Genomic DNA, 15,315 nt, shown 5'->3' with positions numbered 1-15,315 from the left:
TGGCGCCAGATGGAGGGGATGGCCGCCTCGCTCCGTCAGGATTGGGTAACGGTTGAGGATGAAGATCGGAGCGAGATTCTACGTCCGAAGAAATGAGGAGGCGACCGGCAGACAGGCAGATCCACTCGCTTGGAATTTCGAAACGAACACCGTGTTCGCGCCATGGAGGTCTTGATGAAACGCGACAACCTCGACAGCCTCATTCCGGTCAAGAGCGCCAATGTCGAGTTGGGCGAAGCCCTGCCGCAGCATGCACGCGACTGCATCCTGCGGGCGACGCGCAAATATTTCGACGAGATGACCGCCGCCTCGGTCTACTTCACGCGCGAAGGCGCGTTCATCCGCTCCACGGTCAATATCCAGGTCGGATCGCTCAAGATGATCTCCGCCTCAGCCCACGCGACCGACTGCTACCTGGCCTTCGACCAGGCTTTCGACAAGGTCGAGAAGCAGCTCCGGCGCAAGAAGCGGGAGCTGAGGGATACCCGCCCGGCCCGCTCGAACAAGCTCGTCACGGCCGCGGAGGCCGCACGGCCTTGAGCTGAAACCGGTCGCGGACCGCAAGCCCCCTCCGCACCGCGACCTCCCCTCCCCGACCCGTCCGGACCCGAGGGCGCCCTTCTTCAGGAGGGGCGCCCTTGCCTCGCGGCCTGAAGCGGCTCCCCCATGCCTTCCCTGTTCAACCGCTACGCCGTCTTCGGCGCCTGTCTTGCTGTCGCCGCCCTGTCGCTGGCGCTCATGCCGATCTGGATCTGGCTCTGGCCGCTCGCCCTCGTGGCGACCTTGCTGTCGGCGATCGGCATCCACGATCTCTGGCAGAGCGAGCATGCGCTGCTGCGCAACTATCCCGTCATCGGCCATGTCCGCTATCTCGTCGAAGGCATCCGTCCGGAGATCCGGCAATATCTGCTCGAAGCCGACGACGACAAGCTGCCCTTCTCGCGCAGCCAGCGCTCGCTGATCTATGCCCGCGCCAAGAACGAGAGCGGCGAACGCCCCTTCGGCACGCTGCTGGACGTCTATTCCAACGGCTACGAGTTCATCAGTCATTCCATGCGGCCGGCGCCACTGGCCGATCCGGCGAGCTTCCGCATCACCATCGGCGGACCGCAGTGCACGCAGCCCTATTCGGCCTCGGTCCTGAACATCTCGGCAATGAGCTTCGGCTCGCTCAGCGCCAATGCGATCCGCGCGCTGAACCAGGGCGCCAAGCGCGGCGGCTTCGCCCATGATACGGGCGAAGGCTCGATCAGCCCCTATCACCGCGAGAATGGCGGCGACCTGATCTGGGAGCTCGGCAGCGGCTATTTCGGCTGCCGGACCGAAAGCGGCGGCTTCGACCCCGAGCGCTTCGCCGTCCAGGCGCGGGACGCGCAGGTCAAGATGATCGAGATCAAGATGAGCCAGGGCGCCAAGCCCGGCCATGGCGGCATTCTGCCGGCGCACAAGGTCAGCCGCGAGATCGCACTGACGCGCGGCGTGCCGGAGGGCGTGCAATGCGTGTCGCCGTCACGCCACAGCGCCTTTTCGACGCCGGTCGAGATGATGGCGTTCATCGCCCGCCTGCGCGAATTGTCGGGCGGCAAGCCGGTCGGCTTCAAGCTCTGCCTCGGCCACCCCTGGGAGTTCATGGGCATCGTCAAGGCCATGCTGGAGACCGGCATCACGCCCGATTTCATCGTCGTCGACGGCTCGGAGGGCGGCACCGGGGCGGCCCCGGTCGAGTTCACCGATCATCTCGGCGTGCCCCTGCGCGAGGGCCTGCTCTTCGTTCACAACACGCTCGTCGGCGCCGGCCTGCGCCCGCACATCCGGATCGGCGCCAGCGGCAAGGTGGTCAGCGCCTTCGACATGGCGAGCCTCTTCGCCATCGGCGCCGACTGGGTCAATTCGGCGCGCGGCTTCATGTTCGCCATCGGCTGCATCCAGTCGCAGAGCTGCCACACCAACCGCTGCCCGACCGGCGTCGCCACCCAGGATGCCGGGCGCCAGCGTGCGCTGGTCGTGCCCGACAAGGCCGAACGCGTGCTGAACTTCCATCGCAACACGCTGAAGGCCCTGGCCGAGATGATGGCCGCCGCCGGTGTCACGCATCCCCGCGATCTCGGCCCGCACCATCTGGTCCGCCGCATCTCGTCGACCGAGATCAAGCTCTATTCGCAGCTGCTGCGCTTCATCGAGCCCGGCAGCCTCCTGACCGGCGGCGTCGACGGCGAGTTCTACGCTTCGGCCTGGAAGCTTGCGAGCGCGGCGAGCTTCGAGCCGGCCAGCCCGCGGCCGGCGTAGGGGCGAGCAGCGAATGACCAGTGGGGATGCCGCGTCGACCACGCGTCGAACCCCGCAGCCGTTGCCGGACTGCGCGCTACACGCATGCCCTACGCGCCATTCGTCACCCGCTGTTCGCCGTCAACAAAAAACCCTCGGCACTGTCAGGTGGCGAGGGTTTTGAGTTGACCTTCATTCGTCGCGGTAGACCCGCTCGCGGCGCTCGTGCCGCTCCTGCGCCTCGAGCGACAGGGTGGCGATTGGCCGGGCTTCGAGGCGCTTCAGCGAGATCGGCTCGCCGGTCTCCTCGCAATAGCCGTAACTGTTGTCGTCGATCCGGGCGATGGCGGCATCGATCTTGGCGATCAGCTTGCGCTGCCGGTCGCGGGCCCTGAGCTCGATCGCCCGGTCGGTTTCCGAGGAGGCGCGATCGGCGATGTCAGGGTGGTTCTGGTTTTCGTCCTGCAGATTCTGAAGTGTTTCCTTGGCTTCCTTGAGAATGTCCTCCTTCCAGGCGAGGAGCTTCTTGCGGAAGTATTCCCGTTGCCGCTCGTTCATGAACGGCTCCGTATCCGTGGGGCGGTAATCCGCTTCCAACACTAAAGTCATCAACGAACCCCTCATTGAATCGCGACTTTTGGACGCGTTTCGGGCCGCCTCATAGCACCGGCCCAAGGGGCAGACAACCGCAAAACCGGTCACCGAACCGTCACGGTCCGGCACGGAGCATTTAAGATTTTGATAACAGGGAATTTTTTGCGATCAGGCCGCGAGGGTTGCCTCGCGCTTGGCCAGTTCAACCTGGGCGCGCAGATCGATCTCGGCGAGCACGCCGTCGAGGCCGGCTTCGCCGGTTTCCTCCAGCTTTGCCGCGGTCAGTCCGCGCAGCTTCAGGAGCGTCGCCGGCACCTGCTCGCCGGACAGCAGCGCAAGCTTCAGGTCGTCGAGGAGGTGCAGCGAATCGTGGCCGCGCTTCACCGCCCGGCGGCGGCGCTCGCGCCGGTCGTCCGGCTGCAGGCCCTGCACCGCCAGGAGCGTCTCCAGACCCGCGGTGGTTGTGGCCGGCTTGGCCGCGTCGGCCCGTCGCGTCTCGCGGGCGGTCTCGGCCGGCAGGGCGAAGGTCGCACGGGAACGGTCGGCGCGCGCCGCGCCGACGGCCGCTCCCTGCGGCGCCTGGACCTGGCCCAGAGGCGGCGACGTCGAGATCCTCATCTTCTCCCCCCAAGAGACGAGCTCTTCACGAAGAGGCAACACCTCTTTCGATGCGTTAACACTTGCGCCCGTCTCGGTTAAGGGGACGTTAATGCCCGGCAAAAGCTGCCGGGTGGTGTGGGCTACCGCCTCGCCGCGCCGGCCTGGACAAGCCCCCATCCTCCGTCTTTTCAAAGCCTTAGCTGCGATATCGGATCTGGCACGCGACCTGCTTCGTCCGCGTCAGTCGAGCCGAGGCCATGCCATGTTCCGCCGTTTCATCCTTGCCGTGACCCTTGCCGCCGCCGCGGCCCTGCCGGCCGCCGCGAACACGTCGCGGATCAAGGACCTCGTCGATGTCGAGGGCGTGCGCGAGAACCAGCTGATCGGCTACGGCCTCGTGGTCGGCCTCAACGGCACCGGCGACACGCTGAACAACTCGCCCTTCACACGCCAGTCGATCCAGTCGATGATGGAGCGTCTCGGCGTCAACACCCGCGGCATGAACATGCGCACCGCCAATGTCGCGGCGGTCATGGTCACCGCCAACCTGCCGCCCTTCGCAACCCAGGGTACGCGCATCGACATCCGCGTCTCGGCCATGGGCGATGCCCGCTCGCTGCAGGGCGGCGAGCTTCTGGTCACCCCGCTGGTCGGCGCCGACGGTGAGGTCTATGCCGTCGGCCAGGGCGCGGTGGCGATTTCCGGCTTCCAGGCCGAGGGCCAGGCGGCCCGCGTCACCCGCGGCGTGCCGACCGTCGGCCGCGTCTCGAACGGCGCCATCGTCGAGCGCGAGGTCACCTTCGCGATCAACCGCATGGCCTCGGTCCGGCTCGCCCTGCGCAATCCGGACCTGACCACTGCCCGCCGCATCGCCGCCGCCATCAACGACTTCATCGGCCAGCCCTCGGCCGAGCCGACCGATCCCGGCACGATCAATCTGCGCGTGCCGCCGCGCTTCGAAGGCAACATCGTGGCGCTGCTGACGGAGGTCGAGCAGCTGCGCGTCCAGCCCGACCAGGTCGCCAAGGTGGTGATCGACGAAGCCTCGGGCATCATCGTGATGGGCAAGGACGTGCGTGTCTCCACCGTCGCGGTCGCCCAGGGCAATCTGACGGTGAGCATTTCCGAGCGGCCGCAGGTGAGCCAGCCCAATCCCTTCGGCCGCGGCAATACGGTGGTCACGCCGCAGACCCAGATCCAGGCCCAGGAGGACGGCCGCGGCCTCGCGGTGGTGCGCGAGGGCGTCTCGCTGCAGGAGCTGGTCGACGGCCTCAACGCCCTCGGCATCGGCCCGCGCGACCTCATCGCCATCCTGCAGGCGATCAAGTCGGCCGGCGCGCTGCAGGCCGAGATCGAGGTGCACTGATGCAGAGCCTCACCCCGCCGACCACGACCGTCAATCCGCAGACGCCCGCCGCCGCCCGCATCGCCGGCTCGCGCGAGGCCAAGGCCTGGTCCAACGCCCAGAACTTCGAGCAGGTCTTCCTCAACACCATGCTCGGCCAGATGTTCTCCGGCCTCGGCACGGACTCGCCGCTCGGCGGCAAGGACAGCGAGGCCTGGCGTGGCATGCTGGTCGACGAATATGCCCGCTCCGTCACCGCCCAGGGCGGCATCGGCCTTGCCCCGCACATCTATCGCGAGCTGATCGGCGCGCAGGAGGCCGCCCCGCGCCGCCTGCCGCCCGTCCCGCGCTCCTGACGTTTCCCCCGTCCCGCCTCCCCGCCCCCGTCCTGCGAAGCGATCATGCCAGCCAGCCTTCCCGTCCAGCGCCCCACCGCCGTCGCCCCCAAAGCCGTTGCCGTGCTGACCACGCCCGAGGAGGCCCTGGCGCTGATCGGCCGGCTGCGCGAGACCATCACCGACCTCTACCGGGTGATCGCCGAGGAGACCGCCCTCGTCCGCGACGCCAAGGTCGGGCCGGCCGCGCCGATCGCCGCGCGGAAGAGCGAACTCTCCCGCCGCTATGTCGCCGAGCTCGATTGCCTGAAGGCCAATGCCGCCTTCGTGCGCGATGCCGCCGCCGAGGAGATCGAGGCGCTGAAGGTCGACAATGACGACCTGCAGAAGGCCCTCGAGGTCAACCTCGCCGTGCTCGCCACCGCCCATGCGGTCGCCGAGGGCGTCATCCGCCAGGTTGCCTCCGCGGTCGAGGCCAAGCAGCGGGCCGCCGGCTATGGCGCCGACGGCAAGGCGCCGGGCCGCGCCACCGGCACCGGCGCGCCGCTCGCCCTGTCGCGCGAGCTCTGACGGCGCCCGCCGGCGCTGTTGAAAACGCCCGGCGCAGCGCATTTGCAGACAATTTGAAGTTTCGGGCTTACCCGGGATTCAACCGCCACGGTCTAACGTCACCCATGGGAAGGGACACGCGTCGCCCCTGACCTTAGGGAGCATGGCCATGGACATCTCGTCCCCGCGGCCGGCCGTCGGGACAGTGTATGTCGGCAGGCCGGAAACCGAATTGTATCGCGAGGCGGTTCGCACCGAGCTGCCCCATGGCCAGCGCGTTTCGCAGCCGCTCTCCTCGGGTCCGAGCGCCCATATGGACGACCGCCGCTCGGGCGATGGCGCCGCGCGCGACGAACGCACCTTCGCCGACCGCCAGGCGCGCATGCAGCGCCTCGCCGACAGCATCCGGGAATCGCTGCAGCACCGCATCGACATGGACGAGGATGCGGCCACCCTGGTGTTTCGCACGGTCAACAAGGAGACCGGCAAGGTGGTCAGTCAGTATCCCGACGAGATGATCCTGAAGCTGCGCGCCTATGGCCGCGAGCTGCAGCGCCGCGAGGATGAAAAGGCCGCCGGGGCCGCGGAGCACAGGCGCGTCGAAAAGATCGCCTGAACGAGACGAGGAAGCGGCCTGCCTTGTGATCGGCCCCGGTTCGAGGGTCGCTTCGCTCGCCCCTGCATGACGATTGTCGGGATTGGCCCCGAGCGCGCGGACGAGGCCATGCCCTCGATACGCGCCTCTATCGTCCGGTGACCGCATGACCCAGACCAGCGCGAGGCATGAAAAGCGCTGTTGGCGGCGGCGCGGGCCGGGCTTTGCGCTTCACGCGCCATGGCCCCCGTAGCGGCGCCTTCCTCCGTGCGTCATGGGTGAGGCGAGCGCGACGCGACCTTCAAAACCATGGCCGCCCCGCATGCAGGGACATCGAAACCAGACCGGGCGCGCTGACGCCTGCGCGCCTCGGCCGTTTGACTGCCCGCAAACGACAGCGGCGGCGCCCGAGGCGCCGCCGCTGGTAATGTTCGGTATCCCCTGAGAAGCGCTTGAACTCAGCGCAGGAACTGGAGAACCGCCTGGTCGGCCTGCGAGGCGAACGACAGCGAGGTGGTCTGCAGCGACTGGCGGGTGTTGAGCGCCAGAAGGTTCGCGCCTTCCTCGTTGGTGTCGGCGAGCGTCAGGTTGTCCGAGCCGACCTGCAGCGTGTTGATCATCTGCTTGGTGAAGTCCTTGCGGGCCTGCACCGAGGAGAGCTGGCTGCCGAGCGACGAGGAGACCGAGCGGATCGAGGACAGGGCGTCCTTGATCACGTCCAGCTTGCCGTCCAGCGTGGTGTCGCTGTCGAAGTTCTGGGCGGTGACCGCATCGACCTTCAGGAACGCGTTGTCGATCGAGGTGGCGCTGCCGTTCTTGTCCTTGGCCTGGACGTTGATGAAGCTGGTGCCGGTCTCGTTGAGCGTCAGCTTCAGGTTGTCGCCGCGCAGCAGGTTGACGCCGTTGAAGGAAGCGTCGTCGCCGAACTTGGTGAGCTGGTCACGCAGGTCGTTGAACTGCTTGGCGAGCGAGGTGCGCACGCTGTTGCCGGCAACGGTGCCGGTCGAGGTCGAGCCGTCGGCCGAGCCGTTGCTGACGCCGGTCACGGTCAGATCGGCCGTCGACAGGTTCTGGATGCGCAGCTTGCCGTTGTCGTTCGACGCGGTCACCTTGCCGGCGAGCGAGGTGTTGGCATTGATCTCGCTGACCAGGGTGTCAACGCTCTTCACGCCGGTTGCGTCGGTGCCGCGAGCCGAGCCACCAGTGCCCAGACCGGTATTGCTGGTGCCGGAGGTGGTTTCGGAAACGTTGCTGACGGTCACGGAAGCATTCGCGCCGGTCGCCGTCCCGGTAAAGGCCAGCTTGCCCGCGCCATCGACGGCGGCAGTGACACCGAAGCTAGCGCCAAGTTCAGTGTTGATGGCAGTCGCGAACTGCGCAAGCGTACCGACACCGGCGGTGCCACCGGCCGCGGTCAGCTTAGCGTTGTCGATCGTGATGCTCTTGCCGTTGACGGTCATCGAGATCGAGTTGCTCGACACATCGATGTTGGCCGTCCCAACAGCGCCCGCCGTATAGGTGGCAGCGCCAGCGGCCGTGCCAGCAGAGTTCAGCGCGATGGTGACCGGCGTGCTGCCGACGGCACCACCCGACAGCGAGATGTTCTTGACGGTCGCGCCACCGATCGCGTTCTGGTCGATGGTGTAGGACTGCGTCTGGAACGACTTGTCCTGACGGGCCTGGTTCAGCGTCGACTGCATGGACTGCAGCGTCGTGGTGATCGAGGACAGGCCGTTATTGGCCGCCTGGATCGTCTGGATGCCGTTCGCCATGCCGTCGAGCAGGTTCGACAGGTCGCTGGCGCGGGACGACAGCGAGGCGGCGGTGAAGAAGTTGGAGGGATTGTCGAGCGCCGAGTTGACCTTCTTGCCGGTCGAGAGGCGCGTCTGGGTGATGTTCTTGAGGTCGGCGGTGTTCTGCAGGTTGAGCAGGTTCGAGCGGACGCCAGCCGAAAGCGTGATATTGGACGCCATGAGAGTTGACCTTCTGGTCTGGAGGAGCATCCCGGTTCGTCCGGGAGGACAGCCACTTTGGACTGCAACCCTAGCTTTAGGGCCGAGTTCTTAACGAAACATGCTTGGGATAACGAATGTGTCGCGCCGCGCCGCAAAGGTTAAACGAAGATTAAGCTTTCGCTCTTCTTGGCGAGCGTAGTCAGGGCGGCCGCCCCGGGCGTCGCGCGGACATCGCAGCGCGTCTCGCGCGCGTCCGTAACCAAGGCTTAAGGCCGCGCGCCCTACCCTCCGCGCCAGCAATGACCAGGAAGGACCGGCCATGGCCGTCATCGGTGGACCCGGCTTCTACAACCTGACGCCCTACCAGCAGTCGCAGGTCTGGAGCGGCAAGCGCGCCGCCGCCATCGGCGAAGCCATGGGCAATACCGCCCAGCTCCTCAATTCGCTCGGCGGCCAGCCGAATTCGGTCGCTTCCGTGCTGGCGGGCGCCGGCGGCGGCGGCTCGCTCAATGCCATTCTGGGCGGCAATACCGACACGACGGCAGCCCAGAACGCCAACGCCCTGTTCGGCGGTGGCCTCGGCGGCTCGCCCGAGGAAGCCCTGCAGAACGCGGTGACCGGCGGCAAGAGCAGCGCGGCGATCGCCGAGGAGAACCTGATGGCCCAGATCATCAAGAGCCGCCAGGCCAAGGAGGCCGAAGCCAAGGCCGGCTCCAAGGTCAATACGGTCGCCTGAATCGGCTGAGGCCGCGAAGGCCGCGATCGGATGTTCGGGGAGAACGATCGGGCTTTGACGCCCGGTCACTCTTGCGGCGTTACCTACCCTGCATCAAGGTTCGCCGTGGTTCGAGGCTCGCTACGCTCGCACCTCACCATGAGGGATGTAGGAGATCGGCATCACGGTGCTCATGAGGCCAAGAGCGCAGCGCTTCATGACCGTGCTCGATGCCAGGCTTTTCCAATCCTCATGGTGAGGTGCGAGCTAAAGGCGAGCCTCGAACCACGGCTAACCTTGATGCAGAGAGCCGCTTCTTGATTTGAGCGGCCTATTCGGCCATTGCGAAACGCATCGTCTCATATCGCAACCAGCCGATTCTGCTGCCTGACGACCCGGCGGCGCCCATTCCGGAGCCCAGCATGCTGCGCCTGCGCGCCGCTCTCTTCGCCGTGATCTTCGCCGGCTCGATCGTGCTTCTCAGCGTCTACGGCCCGGGGCTCGGCATATCCCGCACCGTCGGCACCTATGCCTGGGCCACCCTGATGGTGCTCCTCTCCGTCGCGATCTTCGGCCCGCCCATGGCGCGCGTGCTGGGCTGGCGGCAGACCGCCTTCGTCTTCGCGATGATCGTCGCGATGGGCGTCGGCCTGTTTCTCTACCTTGTCTTCGTGAGCCTGCCCGCCTTGAACGCCCGGCCCTGAGCGCCCCGCCCGTCAGCGTCGCCGGCGGGCCTCGGCCTCCCGCGCCCGCATCTCCTGCGTCCGCTCGGCGAGGGTGTTCAGTCCCAGCGCCGCCCGCCGCGCGTCGACCCCGGCGGCATCCTCGATCGGACAGGGCACGGGCCAGCCCTCCGCGTCCGGCTGGAACTGCGTGCCGTAGACCTGAGGCCGGCCGGACATGGTCCTCAGCCGGTCCTGCAGGAAGGCAAGCTGCCAGCCGGGCACGGTTCCCGCCGCCACCGCCCGTTCGACCAGATCGGCGCAGCGCTGCATGAAAGCGGGATCGAAGACCGCATGCTGCGCCACCAGCCAGGCAGCCTCCGCCCCCTTCTCCCCCGCGATCGTCCGGTCCGGCCAGCCATGCCGGTTGATGATGTCGCCGAGCTGCCGCGCATTGTCCTCGTGCAGGGCGCGCAGGCGCGGATGATAGCCGGCGGTCGGAAGCTCGCCGGCATCGAAAAGCTCCCGCAGCGCCTGCTGATCCCGCGCCGCCAGCGCGATGAGCCGGTCTTCCAGCGTCTCGTCCATGATCGATCCCCGCCGAACCGAGAAAGCCACCATCGATCAGAACGGCCGCTGCGGCGCAAGGCGGGGCCATGCCGTGCCGGCCGGTCGCGCTCGGCCTTTGTCGCGCCCATTCTGCCGCCCGGCAAATCCTGCCGGTTAACTTCTGCCGCATCCACCGCATCTTGCTGCGGCGGCATAACCCCTTCTCCGCGCACATTTTTTCCGCGCGACGCCATGGCGTTAACGATTAGGAAAGGTTAACCGGCAAGAGTGCGGGAGAAGAGAGGGCGCGCGAGGGATTCGCGGCGCGAGGCATGAGGGTGGTCCTATGAGCGATATCGTTCTGTCGAAAGGCATTCGCAGCAATCTGCTGTCGCTGATCGATACGGCCGGCCTTCGCGACCAGACGCAGACGCGCCTGTCCACCGGCAAGCGGGTCAATTCGGCACTCGACAATCCCGGCAACTACTTCTCGGCCGCCCAGCTCAACGGCCGCGCCGCCGACATCACCAACCTGCTCGACGGCATCGGCAATGCGGTGCAGACGCTGCAGGCGGCCGACAACGGCATTTCGGCGATCATCAAGGTGGTCACCAACATGCAGGCGATCGCCCGCCAGGCCCAGGGCTCGGCCTCGACGCTCGCCCGCCTCTCCGGCCTGACACCTAAGGATACGACCGGCACCCCGACCGCGCTGAAATCCAATACCAATCTCGTCACCGATCTCGGCTTCGCGGCGGGCGACACGCTGACCATCAATACCGGCACCAACCGGACGACGACGCTGACGATCGCCACCGGGACGACGGTGCAGGACCTGGTCAATGCCATCAACGACAATTCGAGCATCATCGGGGCGGGCGTCGGCACGGGTGTCGCGATCGGCACGGACTCGGGCGCCGACGCCAAGGCGTCGCTGACGCCCGACGGCCGCCTCCTGATCGAGGCGACGGGCACCCAGCCCATCGCGATCACGGCCACCGGCGCTTCCGCGACGGTCATGCGCAATCTCGGCTTCGACGCGACCAATTCCTCGCAGCCGGCCGGCAAGATCAACCCGACCCGCACCGACATCGCCATCCAGTTCGGCGAACTGCGCCGGCAGATCGACCAGCTCGCGCGCGATGCCGGCTATAACGGCATCAACCTGCTCGACGGCGACACGCTGCAGGCCATGTTCAACGAGAAGCAGACCTCCTCGCTGACCATTACCGGCGCGCGCCTCTCGACCGACAAGGATCTGGCGATCAAGCCGGCGGCGAACAACCTGCAGACCGACAAGGACATCAACGACGCCCTTGAGGACCTGACCTTCGCCATGAACAAGCTGCGCGCCCAGTCGAGTGCCTTCGGCTCCAACCTGGCGCTGGTGCAGATCCGCCAGAAGTTCACCCAGGAGCTCGCCAATACGCTCAAGGTCGGCGCCGACAACCTCACCCTTGCCGACATGAACGAGGAAGGTGCCAACATGCTCGCCCTGCAGACGCGCCAGCAATTGTCGGTGCAGGCGCTTTCGCTCGCCAACCAGGCCGACCAGGGCGTTCTGCGCCTGTTCGGCTGACATCGGCGGCGACCGGGATCGAGACGGCGGGGCCCTCCCCGCCGTTTTCGTTTGCCGGTCGCAACCTTCGGGGGCGTGCGATGTGTTATCCTCGCGCCCGGTTTCGAATCGTGCACGGAGAGGCCCGATGGCGCTCAAGGTCGAATTGAAGGCCGGCGAGAAGTTCATCCTCGGCGACAGCGTCATCACCAATGACGACCAGCGCACGCGCCTGACCATCGAGGGCGAGGCGCCCATCCTGCGTGAGAAGGACGTGATGACCATGGAGGCGGCGGATACGCCGTGCAAGAAGATCTACCTGGTCGTCCAGCTCATGTACCTCTCGCGCGATCCGCTGAAGCACCACGAAATGTATTTCGACATGGTCCGCGACGTGCTGGAGGCGGCCCCCTCGACACGACCCTACATTGCAGAGGTCAACAATCACATATTAACCGGTTCCCTCTACAAGGCGCTGAAGGCCACGAAGGGCCTCATCGAGTACGAAGGGACTCTGCTGGATCATGCATCACGGAGCAGCGGCCTACGCGTCGACGGCTAAGATCACGGCGACGGCGAACCCGCGCGAACTCGAGGCGAGCCTGCTGCTGAAGGCGGCCGCCCGGATCCAGACCCTGAAGGACCAGTGGCCGGGTGCCAATGGCGAGTTGAGCAACGCGCTCAACTTCAACCGCAAGCTCTGGACCGTGCTGACCACCTCGGCCACCAAGGCCGACAATCCGCTGCCGCTCGAGATCAAGAACAACATCGCCAATCTCGGCCTGTTCATCTTCAAGCGCAGCCTGGAGGTGGAGATCGAGCCGCAGCCGGAAAAGCTCGCCGTGCTGGTCTCCATCAACCGCAACATCGCCGCGGGCCTGTCCGGTCGCTGAGGCGCGCCTTCGGGCGCCCTGCAATCCGGATTGCCGTCGTTCGCGGCCGGCCTCGCCGAGGCCCGTCGCTCAGCGCGGCTCGGCCTGCGAGAGCACGGCAAGGACCACCACGGGCGTCTTCGACACGGCCACATAGGCGTGGCCCAGCGCGCTGTCGAGATAGGCACTGTCCCCCGCTTCGAGCCGCGCCGGCTCGTAATATTCGGTGTGCAGTTCCAGCGTCCCGGAGACCACGTAGAGGAATTCCTCGCCCTCGTGCCGCTTCAGGCCGCCGGTCTCGGCCAACGAGGTGGCGGTCACCGTCAGCACCGTCGGCGTCATGCGCTTGCGCGTCAGCTCGGTCGCCAGCACCTCGAAGCGGAAGCTGTCGGTCGCGCCGGTCCTGCCCTGGCCCTTGCGCTGGATCGCCCGGCGCGTGGTGCGCAGTTCGGCATGATCGCCGCGGAAGAGGTCGGCGACATCGACCCCGAGGCTGGTCGCAAGCTTCACCAGGTTTTCGTAGGTGAGCGTCGCCTGGCCGTTCTGCACCTTGGACAAGGTGGAAATCGGAATGCCGGACCCGGCGCTGATGTCCTTCAGCGTCAATCCCAGCCGCCTCCGGATAAGGCCGAGGCTGCGGCCGAGAGCCGTTGTCGTGCCGCTGCCGCTGCTGCTGACGACAGTCAGGCGCGGAGCCAGCTTGCTGCTGCTCATCGGACCACCTCCCGGGCAAGAAACGAATCGCGCGGCCATCCCGATTGTCGGGGTGCAAACTAAAATGGGGGTACAGGTCCGACAATTCCACTTGGGACTAATATCGACACGGCATTTTCAATCGAGGGTTTGCCCCCGCGCCGCGCCGGCGGCCTGCCGGGAGCCCGCACCGCCCCGGTTCCACCGTCCGAAGACGCGATCGGTGCGCTACCGCGCAAGGGGGCGCCGAAGCGGCGCTGCCACCTGCCCGCGCATGGAATGCGACCCCTGCGGGCAATTCCGGAATGCTCGCCGAATGCTGGCGGAATGTACGGCCGGAGCGCAAACGCCGACCGCCGCCGGCTTGCGGCCGGCGGCGGTCGGAAAGCGGCATCGGCGAGGCCCGCGGACGGACCTCCGGCAGGGCCGCCGCCGCCTATAGGAAGTTCACGAGGTTGAGCCGGGAGAGCATGGAGCTCGTCTGGTAGCTCGCCTGCATCATCGTCTGCAGCGCCATGATCTGGGCGGCGACCTCCTCGTTCTTCACGCCGGTCACGTCGGCCAGCAGGCCCGCGAACATGGCGTCGGTCTCCTTGTGCCGCGCCTTGGCGGAATCCGCATTGGTGTTGGCGGAAGCCAGCTCGATCTGGATCGAGGTCACCGTCTGCGCCGCGCCCTGGCCGGTCAGCCCGTTGCCGACCCTGAGCGTCATCGCCTGGTAGCGCTCCTTGGCGAGGCTGTCGTCGGTGCGGAAGGTCACCGCGCTCGCCACGGCAAGGTTCTGCACGGCCGCGCGCAGGGCCTCCTCGTCGGCCCGCACGCCATAGCCGACCGACACGCCAGTATCGACCTGCGCCGCCGCCGTGGCACGTGGATCGGCCGAGGTCCGGTCGCCCTGGTACCAGCGCAGGGTCCGGTTCTCGGCATTGGCCGGCGTGTCGAAGGCGACCGCGTCGGCCATGGTGCCGGACGCGCCGGGCACCAGGCGCCGGGCGACTCCCGGCTCGATCGGCGGCGGGCCGGCCAGCGCCGCCGCGTCGGTCTCGCCTTTGAAGAAGTCCTCGCCGGCCTTCGTCGCGGATGCGGCGGCAAGGCTGGTCGCCACCATGCGGGAGACGCCGTCGCCGAGGGCCGTGCGCATGTTCTCCAGCGTTTCCGCCTGGGTCGCGCCGATGCGGAACTGGCCGGGCGAGAGGCTCGCCGTATCGGCGGTCACCGCGGTCAGCGTGATCCGCTCCGTCGTGCCGTCGGGCAACTTGAAGCCGATGGTGAGGTTTTCCCCGGCCTGGGTCGTTCCGGCACCCGGCGCGATTGCCAGCGAGGCCGGCGGGCCGGCCGTCAGCGTTGCGGTCGCGCCGCCGATCTGGCCGGTGACGGTGTCGAGCTTCAGGCCGAAGGGATGATTGCCGTCCTCGGCGAGGGTGATCGGGCTGGCGCCGGCCGCGGTCAGCGTCAGGCGTCCGGTCGCCCCCGCGTCACGCTCGGGCGAAGCCGAGGCCGAGCCGAGATCGGCCTGCATGCGCTCCAGCAGCACCTGGCGGAAACCGGCCTTGCCGTCCCGGCCGGCCATGATGGTGGCGCTGTCGAGCACCGGCGGCTTGGCGGTCTGCCGGCCGCCGAACAGGTAGCGGCCGCCGTCGTCGCTGTTCAGCATGCCGATCACGGCATCGAGGCTGTTGCTGGCGGTGAGTTGCGCGGCGGTCCGGCCGGAGGCCAGGGTGAAGTCGACCGAGAGCAGCGCCTTCTTGGTGTCGGACACCGTCTTCTGCATGCCGGTCAGCGCGGTATCCATGATCTTGATGCGCGTCTGCACCAGCGAGATGGTCTGCTGGAAGGCGGCGACCTGGGCGCGCGAGCCCTGGAAGCTGAGGGCCAGGGAGCGGTCGAGGCCGAGCCCGCCATAGGTGTCCGATTTCATGCCGGAGCCGAGCTGGCGCTGCAGCTCGGTCATCTGGTTCTTCATCTGGACGAAGTCGGTGCCACTGAAGCCGGGAACGATGCCGGTCGTGCGGATAGCCATGGGTCGTT

At 67.2% G+C, this 15,315-nt stretch carries 17 protein-coding genes; 11 read left to right on the top strand and 6 right to left on the bottom strand.

All coding sequences use genetic code 11. From position 1 onward, the window contains the following. Positions 1-174: 174 nt before the first annotated feature. A complete protein-coding gene (gene hpf, locus OZ671_RS15130) occupies positions 175-540 on the top strand; it encodes a ribosome hibernation-promoting factor, HPF/YfiA family (RefSeq protein WP_268861516.1) in 366 nt (121 codons plus the stop codon). A 126-nt stretch (positions 541-666) separates the two neighbouring features. Then, entirely contained in the window at positions 667-2,286 is a 1,620-nt protein-coding gene (locus tag OZ671_RS15125) for an FMN-binding glutamate synthase family protein (RefSeq protein ID WP_268861515.1), read from the top strand. A gap of 171 nt (positions 2,287-2,457) precedes the next feature. Here OZ671_RS15125 and dksA read toward each other — a convergent pair whose 3' ends face one another. Together dksA and OZ671_RS15115 are read right to left on the bottom strand one after the other, a co-directional pair. Then, the gene (gene dksA, locus OZ671_RS15120; RefSeq protein WP_268861514.1) at positions 2,458-2,874 is read right to left on the bottom strand and encodes an RNA polymerase-binding protein DksA; all 417 of its coding nucleotides are present in this window, start codon (positions 2,872-2,874) and stop codon (positions 2,458-2,460) included. A 153-nt stretch (positions 2,875-3,027) separates the two neighbouring features. Further along, a complete protein-coding gene (locus OZ671_RS15115) occupies positions 3,028-3,477 on the bottom strand; it encodes a flagellar assembly protein FliX (RefSeq protein ID WP_268861513.1) in 450 nt (149 codons plus the stop codon). Between the two features lie 244 nt (positions 3,478-3,721). On the opposite strand from OZ671_RS15115, the gene OZ671_RS15110 reads away from it, so the two are divergent. The 4 genes from OZ671_RS15110 to OZ671_RS15095 all read left to right on the top strand — a co-directional run bounded on the left by OZ671_RS15110 (position 3,722) and on the right by OZ671_RS15095 (position 6,304). Next, on the top strand, positions 3,722-4,825 hold the full coding sequence (locus OZ671_RS15110) for a flagellar basal body P-ring protein FlgI (RefSeq protein ID WP_268861512.1): 1,104 nt from the start codon (positions 3,722-3,724) through the stop codon (positions 4,823-4,825). Next, complete coding sequence (locus OZ671_RS15105) at positions 4,825-5,160, top strand: rod-binding protein (RefSeq protein WP_268861511.1); 336 nt, start codon at positions 4,825-4,827, stop codon at positions 5,158-5,160. Before OZ671_RS15110 ends, OZ671_RS15105 begins: the two co-directional genes overlap by 1 nt. Positions 5,161-5,205: 45 nt before the next feature. Further along, a complete protein-coding gene (locus tag OZ671_RS15100; protein ID WP_268861510.1) occupies positions 5,206-5,709 on the top strand; it encodes a hypothetical protein in 504 nt (167 codons plus the stop codon). A 148-nt stretch (positions 5,710-5,857) separates the two neighbouring features. Continuing rightward, positions 5,858-6,304 carry a flagellar protein FlaG gene (locus OZ671_RS15095; protein ID WP_268861509.1) on the top strand — a complete coding sequence of 149 codons (447 nt, stop codon included), beginning with the start codon at positions 5,858-5,860 and terminating at the stop codon, positions 6,302-6,304. 437 nt (positions 6,305-6,741) lie between these two features. On the opposite strand, the gene OZ671_RS15090 is transcribed toward OZ671_RS15095, so the two are convergent. After that, positions 6,742-8,256, bottom strand: coding sequence for a flagellin N-terminal helical domain-containing protein (locus OZ671_RS15090; RefSeq protein ID WP_268861508.1), 1,515 nt, complete (start codon positions 8,254-8,256; stop codon positions 6,742-6,744). A 301-nt stretch (positions 8,257-8,557) separates the two neighbouring features. Here OZ671_RS15090 and OZ671_RS15085 point away from each other — a divergent pair, with 301 nt between their 5' ends. Together OZ671_RS15085 and OZ671_RS15080 are read left to right on the top strand one after the other, a co-directional pair. Then, positions 8,558-8,974: a hypothetical protein gene (locus OZ671_RS15085; RefSeq protein ID WP_268861507.1), complete on the top strand. Its 417-nt coding sequence runs from the start codon at positions 8,558-8,560 to the stop codon at positions 8,972-8,974. Positions 8,975-9,375: 401 nt separating this feature from the next. Further along, complete coding sequence (locus OZ671_RS15080) at positions 9,376-9,657, top strand: hypothetical protein (RefSeq protein ID WP_268861506.1); 282 nt, start codon at positions 9,376-9,378, stop codon at positions 9,655-9,657. A 12-nt stretch (positions 9,658-9,669) separates the two neighbouring features. Here OZ671_RS15080 and OZ671_RS15075 read toward each other — a convergent pair whose 3' ends face one another. Then, the gene (locus OZ671_RS15075; RefSeq protein ID WP_268861505.1) at positions 9,670-10,203 is read right to left on the bottom strand and encodes a DUF6624 domain-containing protein; all 534 of its coding nucleotides are present in this window, start codon (positions 10,201-10,203) and stop codon (positions 9,670-9,672) included. A gap of 307 nt (positions 10,204-10,510) precedes the next feature. On the opposite strand from OZ671_RS15075, the gene OZ671_RS15070 reads away from it, so the two are divergent. The 3 genes from OZ671_RS15070 to flaF all read left to right on the top strand — a co-directional run bounded on the left by OZ671_RS15070 (position 10,511) and on the right by flaF (position 12,615). Then, the gene (locus OZ671_RS15070; protein ID WP_268861504.1) at positions 10,511-11,743 is read left to right on the top strand and encodes a flagellin N-terminal helical domain-containing protein; all 1,233 of its coding nucleotides are present in this window, start codon (positions 10,511-10,513) and stop codon (positions 11,741-11,743) included. Positions 11,744-11,870: 127 nt separating this feature from the next. Beyond that, complete coding sequence (flbT, locus tag OZ671_RS15065; RefSeq protein ID WP_038306350.1) at positions 11,871-12,284, top strand: flagellar biosynthesis repressor FlbT; 414 nt, start codon at positions 11,871-11,873, stop codon at positions 12,282-12,284. Then, positions 12,247-12,615 carry a flagellar biosynthesis regulator FlaF gene (gene flaF, locus OZ671_RS15060; protein ID WP_268861503.1) on the top strand — a complete coding sequence of 123 codons (369 nt, stop codon included), beginning with the start codon at positions 12,247-12,249 and terminating at the stop codon, positions 12,613-12,615. The genes flbT and flaF overlap by 38 nt, the downstream gene beginning before the upstream one ends. A gap of 69 nt (positions 12,616-12,684) precedes the next feature. On the opposite strand, the gene OZ671_RS15055 is transcribed toward flaF, so the two are convergent. Beyond that, positions 12,685-13,308: a helix-turn-helix domain-containing protein gene (locus tag OZ671_RS15055; RefSeq protein ID WP_268861502.1), complete on the bottom strand. Its 624-nt coding sequence runs from the start codon at positions 13,306-13,308 to the stop codon at positions 12,685-12,687. A 415-nt stretch (positions 13,309-13,723) separates the two neighbouring features. Next, a complete protein-coding gene (locus OZ671_RS15050; RefSeq protein ID WP_268861501.1) occupies positions 13,724-15,307 on the bottom strand; it encodes a hypothetical protein in 1,584 nt (527 codons plus the stop codon). Positions 15,308-15,315 lie beyond the last annotated feature (8 nt).

The organism is Phreatobacter sp. AB_2022a, assembly GCF_026847585.1.
GTDB lineage: Bacteria > Pseudomonadota > Alphaproteobacteria > Rhizobiales > Phreatobacteraceae > Phreatobacter.
Note: the sequence above shows the minus strand (reverse complement) of the source record. Positions and strands in the feature narration are given on the sequence as shown.